Source organism: Streptomyces sp. CA-250714, assembly GCF_050936705.1.
Taxonomy (GTDB): domain Bacteria; phylum Actinomycetota; class Actinomycetes; order Streptomycetales; family Streptomycetaceae; genus Streptomyces.
Genome location: NZ_JBNJMI010000001.1, coordinates 2,646,838 through 2,663,399, shown reverse-complemented (window position 1 = coordinate 2,663,399; position 16,562 = coordinate 2,646,838). Strand labels below are relative to the sequence as shown.

Here is a 16,562-nt window from a genome sequence, read left to right as displayed (position 1 = left end):
CGGCCTTGCACCCAGGAGCCCTCCACCATGCGTGCCTGCTGTCGCCCGCCCCTCCCTCGTCCGTCTCCCCGCGTTCGGACCGGCCGCGCCCGGAGCGCCGTCGGCGTCGCGCTTGCGGTCATGGTCGTCCTCCTTTCCGGTACGACGGCGGGTTGTGGCGGCCATCTACCGGACCGGGGCGGTGACGCCGGTGTGGCCGGTGACGCTCGTGGTGCTAACGAGGGTGACGGTCGTACGAGCGCGCCGCCGGGCCCGCACGGTGCCGTGACCGTCGCTCAGGCGCGCCGTATCCTCGGCCGCTACGAGAAGATCGCCACCAGGGCCGACCGGGCCCGGGACGCCGCCCTGCTCGCCGAGGTCGCGGGCGGCAACGTACTCGAGCGGTCCAAGGCGGGCTACAAGCAGTACGACGCCCTCTCACGCCGCATGCGCGCCCCGTTCTCCAGGCCCACCCGTTACCGGAACCCCGCATTCCATATCCCCGCAGGCAGCCCCTGGTTCCTGGTGACCGCAACCCGCACCGCGCCCTCCCCGCAGCTCACCGTGCTGGTCTTCGCCAAGGACCGGCGTACGGGGCAGAACCGGCAGCCGGTGGCCCGTTGGCGGCTCCGCGCCGCACTTCCGCTCCAGGCCGGGCGGTTGCCCCGCATCGCCACCACGCGGGCGGGCCTCGCGACCGAGGTCAGCGCCGCCTCCAGGAGCGGCACGCTGCGGCCGGCCGACGTCCCCGGAACGTACGAGGACCTGTGGCAGACCGGCGGCACCGGCAAGGCGGCAGCACTCGCCCCCAACGCCGTGACGAAAGAGGCGCGTTCCACCTACCGCCACCGCGACGACGAGCTCGGCGCGGAGGGCGCACGCAGACGCTTCGTACCCGTACGGCCGCGCCACCGCGACAGCTATGAGCTGCGTACGGCTGACGGGGGAGTGCTGGCCGTCGTCCCGTTGGCGCACGAACAGCGGCTGCACGTCACCCGCCCCGGCCTCCAGCTCACCCCCTCCGACGAGGAGGCCGTCTACGATCCCGCGCCCCGCTCCACCGTCGTCAGCACCTTCCACGGGCAGGCTCTCGCCCATCTGCCGCGGCAGGGGCGGGCGGTGGTGCTGTCGGCGAAGTACGGTCTGGTGGACTCGCGGTGAGGGGGCGATGTCCACAGCTGCCGACCGTACGGGGCGACGCGGGGTACGCAAGATCCGGCCGGGCAGGCCTCAGCAGACGCGGTGCAGCCAGCCGTGGGTGTCCTTGGCGCGGCCGTACTGGATGTCCAGGACATGCTCGCGCAGCTCGACCGTCTTTCTCCCCGGCGAGCCGTCACCGACGGTGAACTCGTAGCCCGCGCCGTCGTGGCCCTCGCCCTTGAACCCGATGATCGGGGTGACCACGGCTGCCGTGCCCGCGGCGAACACCTCGACGACGGTGCCGTCGGCGACGCCCGAGCGCAGCTCCTCGATGGTGACCGAGCGCTCCACCGGGGTCAGCCCGTGCTCGCCGGCCAGCGCCAGCAGGGTGTTGCGGGTGACGCCTTCCAGAATGGTGCCGAGCTCCGGTGTCACGAGTCGGCCGTCCGAGGTGACCAGCATCAGGTTCATCGTGCCGGACTCCTCGATGTTCCCCTTGCCTGCGCTGTCGAGGTACAGCACCTGGTCGCAGCCGTGCTCCGCCGCCTCGCGCTGCGCGGCCAGGCTCCCGGCGTAGTTGCCCCCGCACTTGGCCGCGCCCGTACCGCCCTCGGCCGCACGGGTGTATGTGCTGCTCACCCACAGGGTGACCCCGGTGACCCCGGACTCGAAGTACGGTCCCGCGGGGCTCGCGATCACGGCGTACTCGACCCGGGCGGCAGGCCGCACCCCCAGGAACGCCTCGGAGGCGAACATGAACGGCCGCAGATACAGGCTCTCCTCCCCAGCAGGCGCCGGTACCCACGGCTCGTCGACCTCCACCAACGTGGCGACGCTGGTGACGAAGTCATTCTCCGGCAGCACCGGCAGCGCCAGCCGGCGCGCTGACCGCGCGAAGCGCCCGGCGTTCGCGTCCGGCCGGAAGAGCCACACGCTGCCGTCCTCGTGCCGGTACGCCTTCAGGCCCTCGAAGATCTCCTGCGCGTAGTGCAGCACCGCGGCGCTGGGGTGCAGCTGGAACGGCTCCAGCGGCCCCACCTTGTGCCCCGCCCAGCCGACGTCGGCCGTCCAGGTGGCCGAGGCCATGTGATCGGTGAAGTACCGCCCGAAGCCCGGCGCGGCCAGGATCGCCGCCCGCTCCTCGGCGCCCACGGGCCGCCCACTGCGCACCACTGCAAACTCAGCACTCACACCGACTCCTCCCGCCACCCGCCACGACCGGCCCGGGCATCGTAAGTCGCCGCACCCCGCCAGGACACGGGTTGACCCACGGTGCGGCGAGGCGGCGGGCATGGGGTGGGGCGGCGCGCACATCCCGTCTCGGCGTGCATATCAGCGCGCGGCCGACTCCCGCGCGCCGCCCGCTTCCCCGTACCTCCTACGTCAGGCAGTCGTACGCGTGCTCCGCCGTCCCGGTCCCCTTCCAGCGCACGGTGTTCGTGCCGTACGCGGCGATCGACACGCACTTGGGGTTCTTCCCGGAACTCAGCTGGACGGATCCGCTGATCTCCACACCGCAGTCGTTGCGCAACGAGGCCCAGCCCGGCCCCTGATCGGTCAGCTCGGCACAGGCACCGAGGACGCCGGGCGCGGCCGTCCCAGCAGCCGGGCCGGCCGCGACAGCGGTGTGAGCAGGTACGACGACCAAGGCGGCGCCGACCGCCAGCACACCCAGGACAGGCGGAAGTCGGAACATGGGCAGTCCTCCCCGTTGGTGGTACGGAAAACAGGCGTCACCGCCCGACCCGCACCCCCGGACGCGCCCTCCCCGGCAGCCGCCCCCACCGCGCACCTTGCCCGCGGCTGGTCTCGACCACCTGGGCCAGATCCTTACCCACGGCTCACTCCACCGCAAGCCCTCACCGTCTGCCTCCGGTGCCCCCAACGCCCCCCGAAACACGGTCTGTTGGGTCTGCCGGGTCAAAGGTTCAGCAGTCCCACTGCTCAGTAGTCCCACTGCTTCGTCATCTCGGCCGACCACTGCTTGGGGAAACTCTGGTCGATACGGAAGGCCATGCCGAGCCCCTTCGCCAGTTGCACCTTGCGGTCCAGGGTCTTTTCGTACGGGTGGTTGTTGTCGTCCCACCAGACCTCGTGCTGAGTGATGCACATTCGGTCCTTGAAGGTGGCGTTGGAGCAGGGAGCCGGCGGTGACCAGACTTGCCGATGGCGGAAGTTGATGGTCTTTCCGCCCTTCTCCTCCTGGATGGTGCCCTTTGCATCCAGGCAATAGCCCTCGGCGGGAATGTTCCAGCGCACATAGTGCTGGCGGCGGCCTTCGGACGGCAGCGCCTTCATATTCGTGCAGTCGGCGTCACCGACCTTCTCCGAGGTGACGCGCTGCTCGTAATAGGTGTGGCCCTTCTTCCCCCAGCCGTCCAGCAGCAGCCATTCCCCGTCCTTGGACCGGCGGAACCGCTCCCGGTTCTCCGGCTCCTTCTGCTCCCAATTGATCGTGTATTCCCCGGACGGCTCGGTACGCCAGGACCACTGTCCGGCAACCGAGTTGCCCGACCCGAACTGTCCCGCCGAGCGCTGATCGAGCCGGGAGAATTCGTTGTACGTCCCGACTGCCGCCGACCCGCTCTTGGTGGAGATCCCGTTCCCCTGCGGGGCGCTCTTGGCCTCGGCCTTGCCCGTACCGCCGTCCTCGGCACCCATCGCCGTCACGGTGCCCGCCGCAGCCAGCACACCCACCGCCACCGCGCCGAGCAGAATCCGCGAACGCTTGACCATCTCTCCCCCATCAGCCCTGGGCCGCCCCACCGCGTTCCCTCCGGCGGGACGAACCTCAGCTTGCCCTCTCGCCGAGGACTCTAGGTCCGGAACATCAAGTACCGCCTCCGCCCAAGTCATAACCCCGCAACAGCCCACCGGCCGCCCGGGCCATGGCATGCCCGGAATGGCCGCCGGATATATTCCTCCTCATCCGTGAACACGGAGAAATCCGCGGATGCCCACGACGCGGACGGGAAGCACGGAAAGCACCTTGCAGAGTGTCCGCGATCTGAGGCGGCGAGCGGCGGTGCAATGCAGTTTCTCCCGCCCTCGGGTCAGAAGTCGGCCCGCTCGGCGTCGTCCGTGCGGAGCACCGACTCCTGGTCGTAAAGGCGCTTGTACACCCTGCGGATCTTCTCGACATCGGAGTCATGGGCACGCGCCTCCGATGCGGGGTACAGCACACTCAGTTCGTAAGAGCCCTCGCGGCTGATATGGCCGTCCTTGTCACGCCACTGTCCGCGCCCCCGCTGGATGGTCAGCCCTGAGGGGAACTTCGGCGTCACGTGTCTGTCCACGAATGCGAGGAACTGTTTGTCGGAGACCGGCGGCTTGCCACCCGGCCGACCGGTCCCGAAATAGAGGCGCGTGTTGATGTACGGCTTACCTCTGGTGACACTCGCGGACCCGGACTGGTGGCTCGGCGTCCGCTCTCCGTCCAGAGCCGCGTACGCCTGCGGAGTTCCGGTGACGGCCGCGAGAACAGCCGCCGAGGCGACGATGCGCGAGCGCGCTTTCCTGGTGGGCACGATGACAACGGTCCCTTCGCTCTGCCGGGCAGAAACCGGTAAGCCTCCGCCGAGCACGATGCTTCTGCGACCGCGCCCCTTTGTCAGCCACTTTCAGCAACCACTGGGAGCCGGGTACGGAGCGGCTTTCGGCCCGCGCTGGACGGCTCGAGATCGCGAGTCTCCTTGATCAACAACCGGATCATGAGGGGCCAGGGAGAGGAGAAAGCAGTAGAGGACGACGCCCTGACCTGCCCCGATGGCCACCGTTGCGGTGGCCTCTTGACACGGGCCGTATCGCGTGGAAACTGGGCAATACACCAGAAAACCGGGGAATCGCACCGTCGGTGGAGACGTCTACCGGCAAGAGATTCCCGCAGGATCTGGCCAGGCCCCCGAAGCCCCTCGCTACCGGAGCCTCAGCGACGACTGAGGTGGATGGCAACGGTGAGGACTCCGGGGACTGTTTTTTGCGTCACGGAGGCAGAGGCCGCGTGAACGGTGAGTGACCGACTGCCCCAAGCCCCGGGAAGACCCGGGGCTTTCGTCATGCTCGAACTGCTCCGCCGGCGCTACTGTCATCCGGCTGCTGCTAGCGGCGCCCGGCCGCACCTGATCGCCCACACGACAAACGCCCCGCACCAACATCCAAGCTGGTCACAGGGCGTTGCGGCACTTATACAGAAGTACCCCCGGCAGGATTCGAACCTGCGCACACGGCTCCGGAGGCCGGGGAAGCGGCGAGCGGTGGATGGTCACTGACCTGCGGGGGAGAGGGCCTGTTTGAGTCGGGTGACCAAGATCATTACGCTATTACTACGTGAACGGCCTGCCGGGCCGGTGGCGTGGCCGGTAGCGTCGCTTCCATGGTCTCGGATGGTGGCGAGTCGAGCGAGCAGGCAGGGGCATTCACGGAGGAGAGTGCGGGAGCGGTCCTTCGTGAGGCGTGCGCCTCGGCCGGCCTCGACTCTGCGGGCGTGGAGCTACTGCGTCTCGGCTCCAACGCGGTGTACCGGCTGTCGACGGCTCCGGTCATCGTCCGCATCGCACGGGACACCAATGCTCTGGAGGAGATGCAGCGGGCCGTTGGGGTTGCTCGCTGGCTGGAGACGGAGGACTTTCCGGCCACGCGGGTACTGAGGGACGTGGAGCAGCCGGTCGTGTTCGGCGGCCGGGTTGTCACCTACTGGGAGAACCTTCAAGACGAGACGGAGTACGCCCGCCTGGACGAGCTGGCCGACCTGCTGAAGTGGCTGCACTGGCTGGAAGAGCCGAAGTCGCTGGGTCTGCCGTACTTCGACCCGTTCGCCAAGGTGTGGGACTCGCTGCGCACGCTGGACGGCGTCTCGGATGCAGACCTGACGTTCCTGGAGGAGCGCGCGGGAGAGCTGAACAAGGCATACGACCGCTTGGACTTCGTCCTCCCTTTTGGCCTGATCCACGGTGACGCGAGCATTGGCAACATCCTGCGCAGCCGTACGGGCCAGGCGGTCCTGATCGACCTCGACGGCTTCGCGCTCGCTCCCCGCGAATGGGACTTGGTGCAAACGGCACTTTTCTACGAGCGGTTCGGCTGGCACACACGGACGGAGTACGAATCTTTCGTCCACCACTACGGATTCGACCTGATGAACTGGCCGGGATACCCGGTCTTGGCCGACGTACGCGAACTGATGATGACGCTGTGGCTCGGACAACAGGCATCCGCAAACGCCAAATCGGCTGAAGAGTTTTCGCGCCGAGTCGGCGATATTCGTCAAGGCGGGAGCCGTCGCAACTGGCAACCGTTCTAGAGTGTCGATGGATCTCATATGGGATAACTACGGGGAGATTGCAGAAAGTGGCAGCGACGATCGCGTCCGAACTGCTAACCGATCACCAATCTGAGTTCACTGCCGCCCTCATAGGGGCTGTAGCGACATTGCTGGCATCGTACCTCGCCTTTCGTCTCCAGTCTGCCAGAGAGCCTCGTAAGAGGTTGGTCTGGAACGCGAAGACGCAAGGGGCTGGTATTGATATCGACTCGGATATTCGCCAAAGAATTCAACTACTCTATCGCGGCTCTCCGGTCGATGAGTTGACGCTGATCGAGTTTCATGTAGAGAACGCCGGGAATCAGGTAATTCGCGATCACCAGATCCGCTTCGAATTTCCCCCAACAGCGGCTCTGGTAGATGCTCATTGCTCACCGGAACCTGACCGTGAACTCGGCGTTGAGCGACGTACAAGTCTGGAGCAGAGTAGAAGCGAAGTTATCTACGGACTTGGCCAGCTTGAGAGTGGGCAAGGCGTTACTTTCAAGATCCTCGCCAGTGGGCAAGGCGGGGAACGTTGGCGCCCAATTTCCTATAGTCCCGAGGGTGGAGTTCAATTCGTCGAAGGTTCCGTCATTAGAACTGCGAATGACAGTGAGCATGTCGTGCCATTCTGTTTCTCCGCATTCCTGCTCATGGCGCTGGCGGGTCTAGGGGCTAGTGGGCTAGTGCGAAATCTCTCAGTGATGCCAAAGATCGCCATTGGCGTGATCGCTCTCATTGTCGTTGGTTTCGCTCTACGGCATCTTGCTCCCGCAGTAAGATTCGTGCGAGATGTGATGCTCAAATGGTACGAAACTCGAAGTGCTAACGAAATCACGGTTCAGGGAAGTGTTAGCGCATTGAGTGTTGGAGATCATTCCTCTGCCACTCAGATGGGGGAGAGCGGATCACGGGGCGGCTGAGATTCCCCGCGAGACTAGTTGGCCGTTATCCGAACGTTTTACCAGATTCCTGCCATAGGCGGTGATTTGATGCCTCGGCGGTGAAGTCGCGTGCACAAGAAGCGGACGCGAATTCTCCTGAAAGCGTCTTCCTAAACTCCGCTAGGTAGCTGACACACCGCGCTGACTTGAGCTGTTCGCCGAGGTCCAGCGCGTCCAACGCCACTCGGCAGGCTTCCTCCGGATCACCTGCCCGAAGGTGGGCGTCCGCAAGGACCATCGTCGCGAAGAAGTCGCTCCTCACGTGGCTGCCGCTCATGGCGTTCTCGGCGTGGGCAACGGCTTGGCGGGCACTGTTCACGTCGCGGAAGCAGTGGGCGGCCTCGGCTGCCAGCTCGGCCTCGTCGAAGTAAGTGATCCACTCCGGCTCGTCGCTGCTGTTGCGGCTCTCCAGTGCCTTGGTGGCTTCACTCAAAGCCGCCTCGCACGCGCGGATGTCGCCAGTGCGGGCCAGCGCGCGGGCTTCCATCGCGTGGAACTGGGCCATCAGGGTCGGCGTTGCCACACCGGAGATGCCCATCCGCGCGGCGCGGGCGAGGGTCGCGGCCTCCGTGTAGTTGCCGAGGAATGTGGCCTGGTGGCTCATCGCGGACAATATGCTTCCCGCCAGCCGGCGGTCGTCGCCGTCCTGGGCGAGACGGAGCGCTTGAAGGAAGTACCGCTGCGCGAGGCCGTGATGGCACGCGTCGTACGACATCCAACCGGCCAGCAGCGTGGACTCGGCGACGGTGGAGAACAGGGCGCGTCCGACGGCTTCCGTGTACTGGCCGGTGAGCAGGGGTGACACATCCCGGCTGAGGTACTGGACGACGGACTGCCGTGCGTGATCGCCGCCGAACCGGTCGTCCAACTGCGCGAACATGTCAGAGGTGGTCTTGACCATTGCAACGTCGGCCAGTCCCACCCGTACGCCACTGTTCCCGGGGTTGGACGGGAATGACGGCTCCGGTGCAACCAGCCACCGCAACGATGCTTCACTCCACGCGTGCTGTGACGCTTCGGAGAGCAACAGCGGCTCGAAGCCGTGCAGGTCCGCACGCCACAGCTGGTCGACGGCTTGGAACGCCTCCTCTGGGGTCGGCGGGTAGCGCGTCTCCAGCAAGCCGGAATCCTGGCTCTTGGCGGTACTCAAGCCAAGCTCTGCGGGGTCGACGTTCAGGGCTTCGCAGATGAGTGGCGCGTAGAACTCGTCCGGCACGCTGTGGTTGTTCTCCCAGCTCGCGATCCGGCGCTTCACGCTGGCATCGGAGGGGAGTGTCTTCCCGCGGCGCGTCGCGCACCGCCGCAACTCACTGACGAACCGGAGCTGACCCCAGCCGCGGGCCTTACGGGCTTCCCGAAGAATCTCCCCGAGGGACCGGTTTGCTCCCGTCGTGATCGCCTCCCCGTTCGACTGGCCGCGCTGTCCTGCTGTTCTCTCCGAATCTACGGAAAGTAAGCCACCGCTGTCTGCCAGTAATGCGGAGATTTCCGCGCCCGGCGACAGGTGATCCGGGGTGACGCGGGAACGCGGAACGTGTCACCCCTCGTCATCTCTCGTCATCTGCCCAGCTCAGGGCGGTGCGTCGGAGGGTGGTCCCACGCAGCCAAACGGCTGAGCCACGGACCAACTGAGGTGACTCGACGTGCAGATGATGACGAGAAGGGGGATTCAGTGGATCTCCTCCGCAGCAGATAACCCGGATGAGTGCGGGGGTGTTGGGCGGCTGACCCTCGGAGGCCGTACGCACTTCAGGCCGGTCGCTTCTTCGACGTGGTCGTGGTTGGGGAGCGGGTAGGGCTGGAGACCTTCGACCAACTCCAGCGTCATGGCATGCCACTGGGGCCTGTGATGGCCGACCGGGCATCTGAACAGGCAGGGTTCTTTCTCCCCTCCGGATCACAGAGCACGTTCGGCCGCATGGTCCAGCAGGAAGCCGACGAGACGCCCGAGTACCGCTACCTGGGTGAGGGCTCTCTGGTGGTAGTGCCAGGGCCGATGCCGTTGGCCGGGGACCGCTTCGTCTGGCTCCGGGCTCCGATGCGGCGGCCGGAGGCGACAGTGTCGCGGATTGCAGCGCTGGCCGCGATGTTCGTAGCCGCGTCCTCCGTGGTGGCTCGTGCGGATCGGTACGGCCGTGAGCAGTCGGGTGCTTCGGCAGAGAGCGAGGCGACCCATGCCCGCTGATCACGAGTACGAGGGCGATGGCGCGAGCTGGTCCCCTCTCGACAGCGAGGAGTGGTACGCGGCGCGCGACGCGGTCGCCGGGCTCCGGGACGTGCTGATTGCGGCCGGGATGGAACGCGACTTCCCGTACCTACGTGCCGACCTCAACGCGTTCGGGCATGGGCTGATCGAACTCGGCCGGGTCTCCCCGGAGATGGCAGAGCGGCTGACGGAGCTGCTGCGGCGGGCGCTGGAGAGCACGTACGAGGTACCGGGCACCGGCACGAACAGCCGTCAGCAGCGGAACGACTAAGCAGAGTGGATGAGGTGGACGACGTGACGGACCCCAAGGGCGTATGCGCGCGACCTGCGGACTGCCTGACTCCTGGTGTGGCCTACGTGCGCGGCTGGGCGAAAGGGAAGCGGGGTGCTGATGGCCTCGCGGAGATGCTGCGTGCGGTGGGGTTGGAAGCGGACTTCCCCGGTCTCAAGGCAGACGTGAACGTCTTCGGGGACGGCGTCGTCACGCTCGGCGCGGTGCGCCCGGATGCGGTGCGGCTGCTGGCCGACCTGCTGACCACTGGACTGACGGCGGAGATGGCATGGCAGCAAGACGGCCGACCTGGGATCGGAGGCATCCCTGGAAGCTCTGCGGCGTAAGCATCCATCGGCGAACAAGCTTGCCAAGCAACAGAGGTGGCTCGTCGTCGGCCGGGACCGGCGCCCCAGCGCCGCAGCCCGAGCCGAACGACGAGCCACCTATATGTCCGCTGCGCGACGAGGTTGGGCAGCACGGGCCTTGGGGTAGTTGATGGGCTAAGCCGGGCGGATGGTGGACGGTTGGCAGGACCTGGTCCCTGCGCGGTGGCCCTTGTGGACCGCGGTTCACCGGTCGTGCTGGTGCACCGGTTCTGGGGTTCGGAAGCTGATCTGAATTCTTTGTGCGTATTCGACATGCGGTTCACGCTTCCGGTGATCTTTGGCTAATTCATGCTTTAGTGGCCTCATGCTTCGCCTGACGCTGGACACCAATTGTGTAGTCGATGCAGTAATGAACCAGGGATATGCTTCAGAGGTGAATCAACTTGTCGAACTCGCGCGCGCCAACCGTGTGGGTTTGTGGCTCACCTCGGGATTTCAAGCCGACCAATCCATTAGTAAGAAACATAACTACCAGGCAAATCTTCAATGGTTGAGCGAAAGGCCCTTGATCGGCCAAATTCCTGGTCCGTTTAGGCTTGATTTTTCTCCGCTGGGTGGCAATGACGAATTGACGCATGGAGAAACCCTGCGGATTGATGAAGCGATCAAGACCATTCTGCGACCAAGCTACAGACCTGGAGATGCTTTTCCGGAACGCAAGATCAACGATGTGCATCACCTGACGGCCCATTGGATGGCAGGCCACGACGCCTTTGTTACCCGAGATTCAGATGACATGGTCAGAAAACGCGAGAAGCTCCGTGAGTGTGTAGGAATCGATGTAATCACCCCACCTGAAGCCGTCGCGCGCGTCTGGGAGAGTTGAACCGATCGAGGTGGGAATGCATGAGCTGTTGAATCACGGGGCTGACCTGCATCCATCGGCGCGAGCGGTCTTCCCGGTTCGCGTTCATGTTGCCGAAGTTGACCGGGGCTGACCGCCCGTTCTAGCACGCCTTTGGCACGCGGCCTGACCCTCTCGTTGCGAACTACGGGCGGGGTGGTCGCGGGCGTGCGGTGAAGCTTGTGCCCGGCCTCCTGCGGCTGGTGCAGACTGCTGGTGGTCGCGGTGGTTGCTGTACCGCGCTGCTGTACAGCAACCCAACGCGCTCTTCTGCCTGCTGGCCCGTGCTCCCGTTGTGCCCCGCCCGCGCCCTCGATGCGTTCTTCGAGGCGTGGCCGCTGTAGTCAGGGCTCCAACAGCACCCTCGCGCGCTCTGTGAGCAGGGGCAGCAATCTGTCTCGCCACGTGTCGAGAGAGACCATTCCACTGGACATGCCACCATGGGCGAACTGCTCGCGGTACACCGATGACTCAGCATTGGTGACAAGGTCAACCCCCACGAGCTCACTGAACGCCACCCGCAACAGGCTGACCGCCTCGGCGACCGATGCCGGGACGTCCGTCTTCGACAGGTGGCCGCGAAGAGCCCGCCAGACGTGAGGGTCGCCACGAAACCCCCACCTATCGGGCTCTGGGTCGAAGAGTTCAACCATCTTCGGGGCCACTGCGTCGTCACGCTTCATGGCGTCAGCTTTGCAAACGGCATCGAGTGGGGAAAGTCAGCCACGACGGCGGGACAGGCGCCTGAGCACCGTCACGTGGCCTCCTCAGCCACCCACCGGCATCAGCCACGCTTTCAGGCTCTGATTTTTGACCCGCAGGCGCCTCCGCGCAGCCCCAGCCGGCCACTCCACGATGGCGCGACCGGCCCGCAGACCGCGACGAGACCGGGCGCCGCGCCACGGGCCTTATCGGCCTCGTTTGCCTGGTCGTGCTCTCGCTTGTGCTGGCAAGCGTCCGCCGACGACTGAGCTGTGTTGATCAAGACCCAGGTCGCTGACTTGGGTCTTCGTCGTGGAGCGGGCGACGGGAATCGAACCCGCGCTCTGAGCTTGGGAATCACGGGCGGTCTGGTCGCGGAGCGCCTGCTGACCTGCGGCACCTGGTCTGGCCCTCCAGGCGTCGGCCTGCTGCGTTCCCCACTGTTGACCGCGACTGACCCACCCATCTGGCACGTATCTGGCACGGGGTGTGGCACAGACCTTCGGGGTAAAAGCTGTAGGTCAGTCGGGAGCTGACGGTCATACTGGCCGCCGCGAGTGGCAACAGACAGCGTCAGGAAGCAATGGTTAGTGGAGTTGCTGTACAGCAGACTGCACATCTTCTAAGCCCCAAAAAAGGAGCATCCGTGATTACTCACATTCTTCAAGGGTCAGTGTTTTCCTATATTTCACCATCGCTTGACACTAGTGAAGTGCGGATTCCGAATGTCGAATTAACAGCCGAGGAGTATCTGGATTTCGCGACCCTCGATCTGATCGACGGTGGATCTCGGGGGCGGGTTAATTCGTTTGGTAACAGTAAACGTTGCATACATCTCCTCGTTGATGAGCTTCTTTGGCAGTATGGTCTGTTGCCTCGAAACAAGAAGCTGAGCTTTCCGGCACGCCTAGAAATGCTCGGGGAGTTCGGGATTTTATCGGCTAGGATCTTGCGGCGTCTCAATATTCAGAGAAATATTATGGAGCACGACTACGTCTCTCCATCGATTGAGGCGACCGAAGACGCGGTAGACGTAGCGGGCCTTCTAGTACTGGCGGCGAAGACCCTACGGCGTCGCGTGGTATGTGAAGCCGTGGTAGGGGACGCAAGCACCGGGCAACACTTGTTGCTGAGTATCGACCGAAAAAGCGGCACCATGGAATTCCGTGAACTATCGGCACCGCCTTCCATGTTCACCGAGAGAGATGGCACTCGTTATTTTAGTGGACTTGTGAGGCTCCCAGTGGCCAACAGGGCAAAAGGCGTGGAGATTTCACGGGATTGTGTGCGATCGGTAGATCTGGCGGTACATAAAAAGGAGGAATGGAAACCGATGTTGGAGGCGTTACTCGCAGTTCAACGTCACAGTGAATCTAGCAAATCGCCGTACGTTGGTTACCCATTGACTGAGGAGATCCACCGGGAGGTACTCACCTGGCTGGAGATCGGCGGCAAGTAGATTGTGTGGGGGAAGCGGTGCCGGGCTGTTGTCGAACGAGCGGTCGGTGAAGCGGCGTTTGGGCTGGGGCTGTTTTGTTCGAGAGGGCGGGCCCCTACGGTCGCCAGTGGAGCGGGCTGGCTCTTCGAACGGGTGCCACCGAGAGACCTCAAGTGGGGAACGTCAGCCACGACGGTGGGACGGACGCACGGGCACCCACACGTGTGCCCCCTCAGCCACCCACCGGCATCAGCCACGCTTCCGAAGTCCTGATCTTTGACCCGCAGACGCCTCCGCGTAGCCCCCGCCGGCCACCTGGGGATGGCGGGACCGGCCCGCAGACCGCGACGAGACCTGGGCGCCGCGCCACGGGCCCTTCCGGCGTTTTGCGCTCGGCAGTACAACGCTGGTCAGCAGCGTGCCCGGCGTGCTGCTGGCGTGCGTCGCTGGCTGGCGAAGTCGTGAGCCGACGTGATCCGGGCTTCCTTGCTGGGCTGACGGGTTGCTGCGCTGGACTGCGCGCTGAGCGGCCGGGGCCGTCGCGGAGCGGGGCGGAGACAGGAGCGGGCGGCGGCCACGGGCCGCCAGCGCGCGCGGCCCGCGTGAGCGGGCCGCCTTGAAGACGTGGAGAAAGTCTGAGCCATCGTCGCTCAGAGGGCGTACGTCAGCTCCAAGTCATTGCCTGGGAGGTGCAACTCCGCTAGGGCAAGCGGCTGGCCATCAGAGTTCCGCGTAACCCTGAGCAGTTGGAGAACGGGTACGCCGTCCGGGAGGCGCAGCGCTTCCGCTTGGTCTGGCAGTGGCATGCGGGTGCGTACGTGCTCCGTGAAGTGCAATTGGTGCCCCAGCTTGGCAAGTGCCCCATACAGCTCCGGCACCGGGGGCAGCGGCTCCTCCTCGTATTTTGTGCCGACCAAGACGGAGAACGGCACGTACGTGCGGTGGAGCTGCCGGAGACGGCCACCGTCGGCCGTCTGGAGCACGTCATACGTGATCAGCGGCTCGCCGGGCGGTACGCGGAGTAGGTCCGCCAGGGCAACCGGGGCGTCCGTACGCGTGGCCGTGGGCTCCTCGGCGTTAGTCCATCGGATGCCATCAGCCTCCACGTACCGGCCACCAGGCTCGCGGCGCACGCCGCGTGGGCGTGTGAGGCTCGGGCGGCTGTGGGGGGAGCGGACGAAGCCGCCTCGTCCGGCCATGACTTCGACCAGCCCGGAGGCTCGTAGTTCGGCGATGCCCTGCCGCACGGTCGGGCGCGTGACGCTGAACTGCTTCGCCAGGGTCTCCTCTGACGGTAGCGGCTGGCCCGACGGGTAGGTGCCGTCCATGATGCCGGCACGCAAGTAGTCCGCAATCTGGCGGTACTTGGGCTGTTTCTGCTGGTCGTGCGGCTTCTGTTTCGGCATCGGATCTCCGGTTCTCGGGCTCGTCGTCAGCTCGTACAGCGTCCCTCATCCCAACACGGTTGACAACCCGTACTACGGGTCGTCACTCTGGACTCCCGCAACCCGTACTACGGGTTGTCAAGCAACCCGGAGGAAGGGCCTCCGGGTGCGACAGACAAGGAGTTCAGACAGTGGTAGCTCTGCCGATCGATACAGCGAAGTTCACGGGGATCATCTGCGCCGTAGCCCCTACGCCGCGCATCGCCAACCGGGAGACCGGACAGGTTCGGGTCGACCGGGACACCGGTCAGACGGTCTACCAGGTGGGCCTCTGCCTCATGTCCGGGAGGTCGGCTGACGTCGTCACGGTGAACGTGCCGGGGGAGCCGTCGGGCGTGCAGAACGGGGTGCCGGTTCAGGTCCGGGACCTGGTGGCCACGCCGTGGGAGAACGAGGGGCGGCACGGCGTCTCGTTCCGTGCCACCGAGATCAAGCCCCTCACGGCTCCGGCGGCCTCGTCCGCATCCGGCTCGTCGGCGACGGCGTCCGGGAAGGGGGCCGGACAGTGACCGTCGTGGCCTCTGCGGGTTCGGCAGGCTCGGCCGGGCCGAGTTGGGTTCTCGTGGTGGCCGCAGTGCTGGTGTCGGGTCTGCTTCTGGCAGGCCCGGCCCTGCGCCGCCGCTACCCGGTGGCCTGGTGGACGTGCCTCGGGTTTCCGGTCGCGTGCATACGGATCGCGCGCACCTGGCGGCCGTTGATGGCCGGTTGCGGGCTGGCGGTGAGCCGCAAGGCGGCGCTGACGGTCGTCTCCGGGCTCGTCGGCAACGGCGCGCCTCCGCCACAACCCCGGGTGCCTCACCGGGGACTTATACGGCCGACTCGGGGCGGCTTCTGGTTCCTCGTCCGGCTGCTGCCGGGGCAGGTGCCGGAGGACTTCGTCAAGGCGGCTCCCGCCATGGCGCATGACTGGGAAGTGCACGCGGTCCGCGTGACGACTTGGAAGCCCGGTCTCGTTCGGGTGGTGGCCTCGGCCAGTGATCCGCTCAAGGCGCCCCAGATGGCGAAGCAGCGGGGCGCGGGTCGGCTGCTGCGTGTTGCCGTCGGGGCACTTGAGACCGGTGCTCAGTGGGTCATCGACCTGCGGAAGGTGCCGCACTGGCTCATCGTGGGCGCCACCCGTTCCGGCAAGTCGACGCTGATCAATGCGCTCGTCGCGGGCCTCGCTCGGCAACCGGTCGCGCTGGTCGGTATCGACTGCAAGGGCGGGATGGAACTCTCGCTCTACGGCCCTCGGCTGTCCGCGCTGGCGACCAATCGAACGCAGGCGGTCAAGCTCCTCGGCGCGTTGGTCGACCTGACCTTGGACCGGATGACGGTCTGCCGTGCTGCCCGGGTTCGGAACGTCTGGGGACTGCCGGAGGACGAACGGCCCGTTCCGATCGTCGTGATCGTGGACGAGTTGGCGGAGTTGTTCCTGGTCGCGAGCCGCAACGAGAAGGAAGAAGCACAAGCGGCGAGTACGGCGCTCATCCGGTTGGCTCAACTCGGGGCGGCGCTCGGCGTGTTCCTCGTCGTCGCTGGGCAACGGGTCGGCTCGGATCTCGGGCCGGGCGTTACGGCCCTCCGTGCTCAGCTCGCCGGCCGAGTCTGCCACCGGGTGGCCGACCCCGGTACGGCGGAAATGGCGCTCGGTGACCTCAACCCCGATGCGCTGCACGCGGCGCAGTCGATCACGCCCGAACAGGCCGGTACGGCGGTGCTCGCCTCGGCCGACGGCTGGGACCGTGCCCGATCGCATCTGGTCTCGGAAGCGGAGGCGGAGCGCGTAGCTGCCGAGTGCGCGCACCTCACGCCCTACGTGCCGGAGCTGGTCACAGCAGGGGGCGGCGCAACCTCGGCGGACGACGCTCCCAGTGTGCGGCTCGAACGACTCGACGGCGAAGAGAACGAGTGAGAGAGGGG

General features: G+C 65.8%; 17 protein-coding genes and 1 tRNA gene. 10 read left to right on the top strand and 8 right to left on the bottom strand.

All coding sequences use genetic code 11. From position 1 onward, the window contains the following. Nucleotides 1-264 precede the first annotated feature (264 nt). Entirely contained in the window at nucleotides 265-1,140 is an 876-nt protein-coding gene (locus tag ACQEU8_RS11675) for a hypothetical protein (RefSeq protein ID WP_433099589.1), read from the top strand. 69 nt (nucleotides 1,141-1,209) lie between these two features. Here the strand turns inward: ACQEU8_RS11675 and ACQEU8_RS11670 are convergent, their stop codons facing one another. The 5 genes from ACQEU8_RS11670 to ACQEU8_RS11650 form a co-directional block, all read right to left on the bottom strand. Then, nucleotides 1,210-2,310: a branched-chain amino acid aminotransferase gene (locus tag ACQEU8_RS11670; RefSeq protein WP_433099587.1), complete on the bottom strand. Its 1,101-nt coding sequence runs from the start codon at nucleotides 2,308-2,310 to the stop codon at nucleotides 1,210-1,212. A 187-nt stretch (nucleotides 2,311-2,497) separates the two neighbouring features. Then, nucleotides 2,498-2,815 carry a hypothetical protein gene (locus ACQEU8_RS11665; RefSeq protein WP_433099585.1) on the bottom strand — a complete coding sequence of 106 codons (318 nt, stop codon included), beginning with the start codon at nucleotides 2,813-2,815 and terminating at the stop codon, nucleotides 2,498-2,500. Nucleotides 2,816-3,063: 248 nt separating this feature from the next. Next, nucleotides 3,064-3,855 (bottom strand): hypothetical protein, encoded by a 792-nt coding sequence (locus ACQEU8_RS11660; protein ID WP_433099583.1) that lies wholly within the window; start codon nucleotides 3,853-3,855, stop codon nucleotides 3,064-3,066. Nucleotides 3,856-4,172: 317 nt separating this feature from the next. Next, nucleotides 4,173-4,646 (bottom strand): DUF3574 domain-containing protein, encoded by a 474-nt coding sequence (locus ACQEU8_RS11655; RefSeq protein WP_433099581.1) that lies wholly within the window; start codon nucleotides 4,644-4,646, stop codon nucleotides 4,173-4,175. A gap of 666 nt (nucleotides 4,647-5,312) precedes the next feature. Further along, nucleotides 5,313-5,397 (bottom strand) — tRNA-Arg (locus ACQEU8_RS11650). Nucleotides 5,398-5,491: 94 nt separating this feature from the next. On the opposite strand from ACQEU8_RS11650, the gene ACQEU8_RS11645 reads away from it, so the two are divergent. Both ACQEU8_RS11645 and ACQEU8_RS11640 read left to right on the top strand, forming a co-directional pair. Next, nucleotides 5,492-6,418 (top strand): phosphotransferase family protein, encoded by a 927-nt coding sequence (locus ACQEU8_RS11645; protein WP_433102324.1) that lies wholly within the window; start codon nucleotides 5,492-5,494, stop codon nucleotides 6,416-6,418. A gap of 47 nt (nucleotides 6,419-6,465) precedes the next feature. After that, nucleotides 6,466-7,344 carry a hypothetical protein gene (locus ACQEU8_RS11640; protein ID WP_433099579.1) on the top strand — a complete coding sequence of 293 codons (879 nt, stop codon included), beginning with the start codon at nucleotides 6,466-6,468 and terminating at the stop codon, nucleotides 7,342-7,344. 25 nt (nucleotides 7,345-7,369) lie between these two features. Here ACQEU8_RS11640 and ACQEU8_RS11635 read toward each other — a convergent pair whose 3' ends face one another. Next, entirely contained in the window at nucleotides 7,370-8,620 is a 1,251-nt protein-coding gene (locus ACQEU8_RS11635; RefSeq protein ID WP_433099577.1) for a hypothetical protein, read from the bottom strand. A gap of 450 nt (nucleotides 8,621-9,070) precedes the next feature. Here ACQEU8_RS11635 and ACQEU8_RS11630 point away from each other — a divergent pair, with 450 nt between their 5' ends. The 4 genes from ACQEU8_RS11630 to ACQEU8_RS11615 all read left to right on the top strand — a co-directional run bounded on the left by ACQEU8_RS11630 (nucleotide 9,071) and on the right by ACQEU8_RS11615 (nucleotide 11,057). Continuing rightward, nucleotides 9,071-9,550, top strand: coding sequence for a hypothetical protein (locus ACQEU8_RS11630; protein ID WP_433099575.1), 480 nt, complete (start codon nucleotides 9,071-9,073; stop codon nucleotides 9,548-9,550). After that, on the top strand, nucleotides 9,540-9,842 hold the full coding sequence (locus ACQEU8_RS11625; RefSeq protein WP_433099573.1) for a hypothetical protein: 303 nt from the start codon (nucleotides 9,540-9,542) through the stop codon (nucleotides 9,840-9,842). The genes ACQEU8_RS11630 and ACQEU8_RS11625 overlap by 11 nt, the downstream gene beginning before the upstream one ends. A 14-nt stretch (nucleotides 9,843-9,856) precedes the next feature. Further along, nucleotides 9,857-10,189 (top strand): hypothetical protein, encoded by a 333-nt coding sequence (locus ACQEU8_RS11620; protein ID WP_433099571.1) that lies wholly within the window; start codon nucleotides 9,857-9,859, stop codon nucleotides 10,187-10,189. A 346-nt stretch (nucleotides 10,190-10,535) separates the two neighbouring features. Beyond that, nucleotides 10,536-11,057: a hypothetical protein gene (locus tag ACQEU8_RS11615; protein WP_433099569.1), complete on the top strand. Its 522-nt coding sequence runs from the start codon at nucleotides 10,536-10,538 to the stop codon at nucleotides 11,055-11,057. Between the two features lie 362 nt (nucleotides 11,058-11,419). On the opposite strand, the gene ACQEU8_RS11610 is transcribed toward ACQEU8_RS11615, so the two are convergent. After that, nucleotides 11,420-11,758 (bottom strand): hypothetical protein, encoded by a 339-nt coding sequence (locus tag ACQEU8_RS11610; protein WP_433099567.1) that lies wholly within the window; start codon nucleotides 11,756-11,758, stop codon nucleotides 11,420-11,422. A gap of 665 nt (nucleotides 11,759-12,423) precedes the next feature. Here ACQEU8_RS11610 and ACQEU8_RS11605 point away from each other — a divergent pair. After that, the gene (locus ACQEU8_RS11605) at nucleotides 12,424-13,236 is read left to right on the top strand and encodes a hypothetical protein (protein WP_433099565.1); all 813 of its coding nucleotides are present in this window, start codon (nucleotides 12,424-12,426) and stop codon (nucleotides 13,234-13,236) included. A gap of 629 nt (nucleotides 13,237-13,865) precedes the next feature. Here ACQEU8_RS11605 and ACQEU8_RS11600 read toward each other — a convergent pair. Continuing rightward, entirely contained in the window at nucleotides 13,866-14,621 is a 756-nt protein-coding gene (locus ACQEU8_RS11600) for a GntR family transcriptional regulator (RefSeq protein ID WP_433099563.1), read from the bottom strand. Nucleotides 14,622-14,791: 170 nt separating this feature from the next. On the opposite strand from ACQEU8_RS11600, the gene ACQEU8_RS11595 reads away from it, so the two are divergent. Continuing rightward, entirely contained in the window at nucleotides 14,792-15,169 is a 378-nt protein-coding gene (locus ACQEU8_RS11595; protein WP_209268811.1) for a hypothetical protein, read from the top strand. Then, a complete protein-coding gene (locus tag ACQEU8_RS11590; RefSeq protein ID WP_433099561.1) occupies nucleotides 15,166-16,554 on the top strand; it encodes an FtsK/SpoIIIE domain-containing protein in 1,389 nt (462 codons plus the stop codon). Before ACQEU8_RS11595 ends, ACQEU8_RS11590 begins: the two co-directional genes overlap by 4 nt. Nucleotides 16,555-16,562 lie beyond the last annotated feature (8 nt).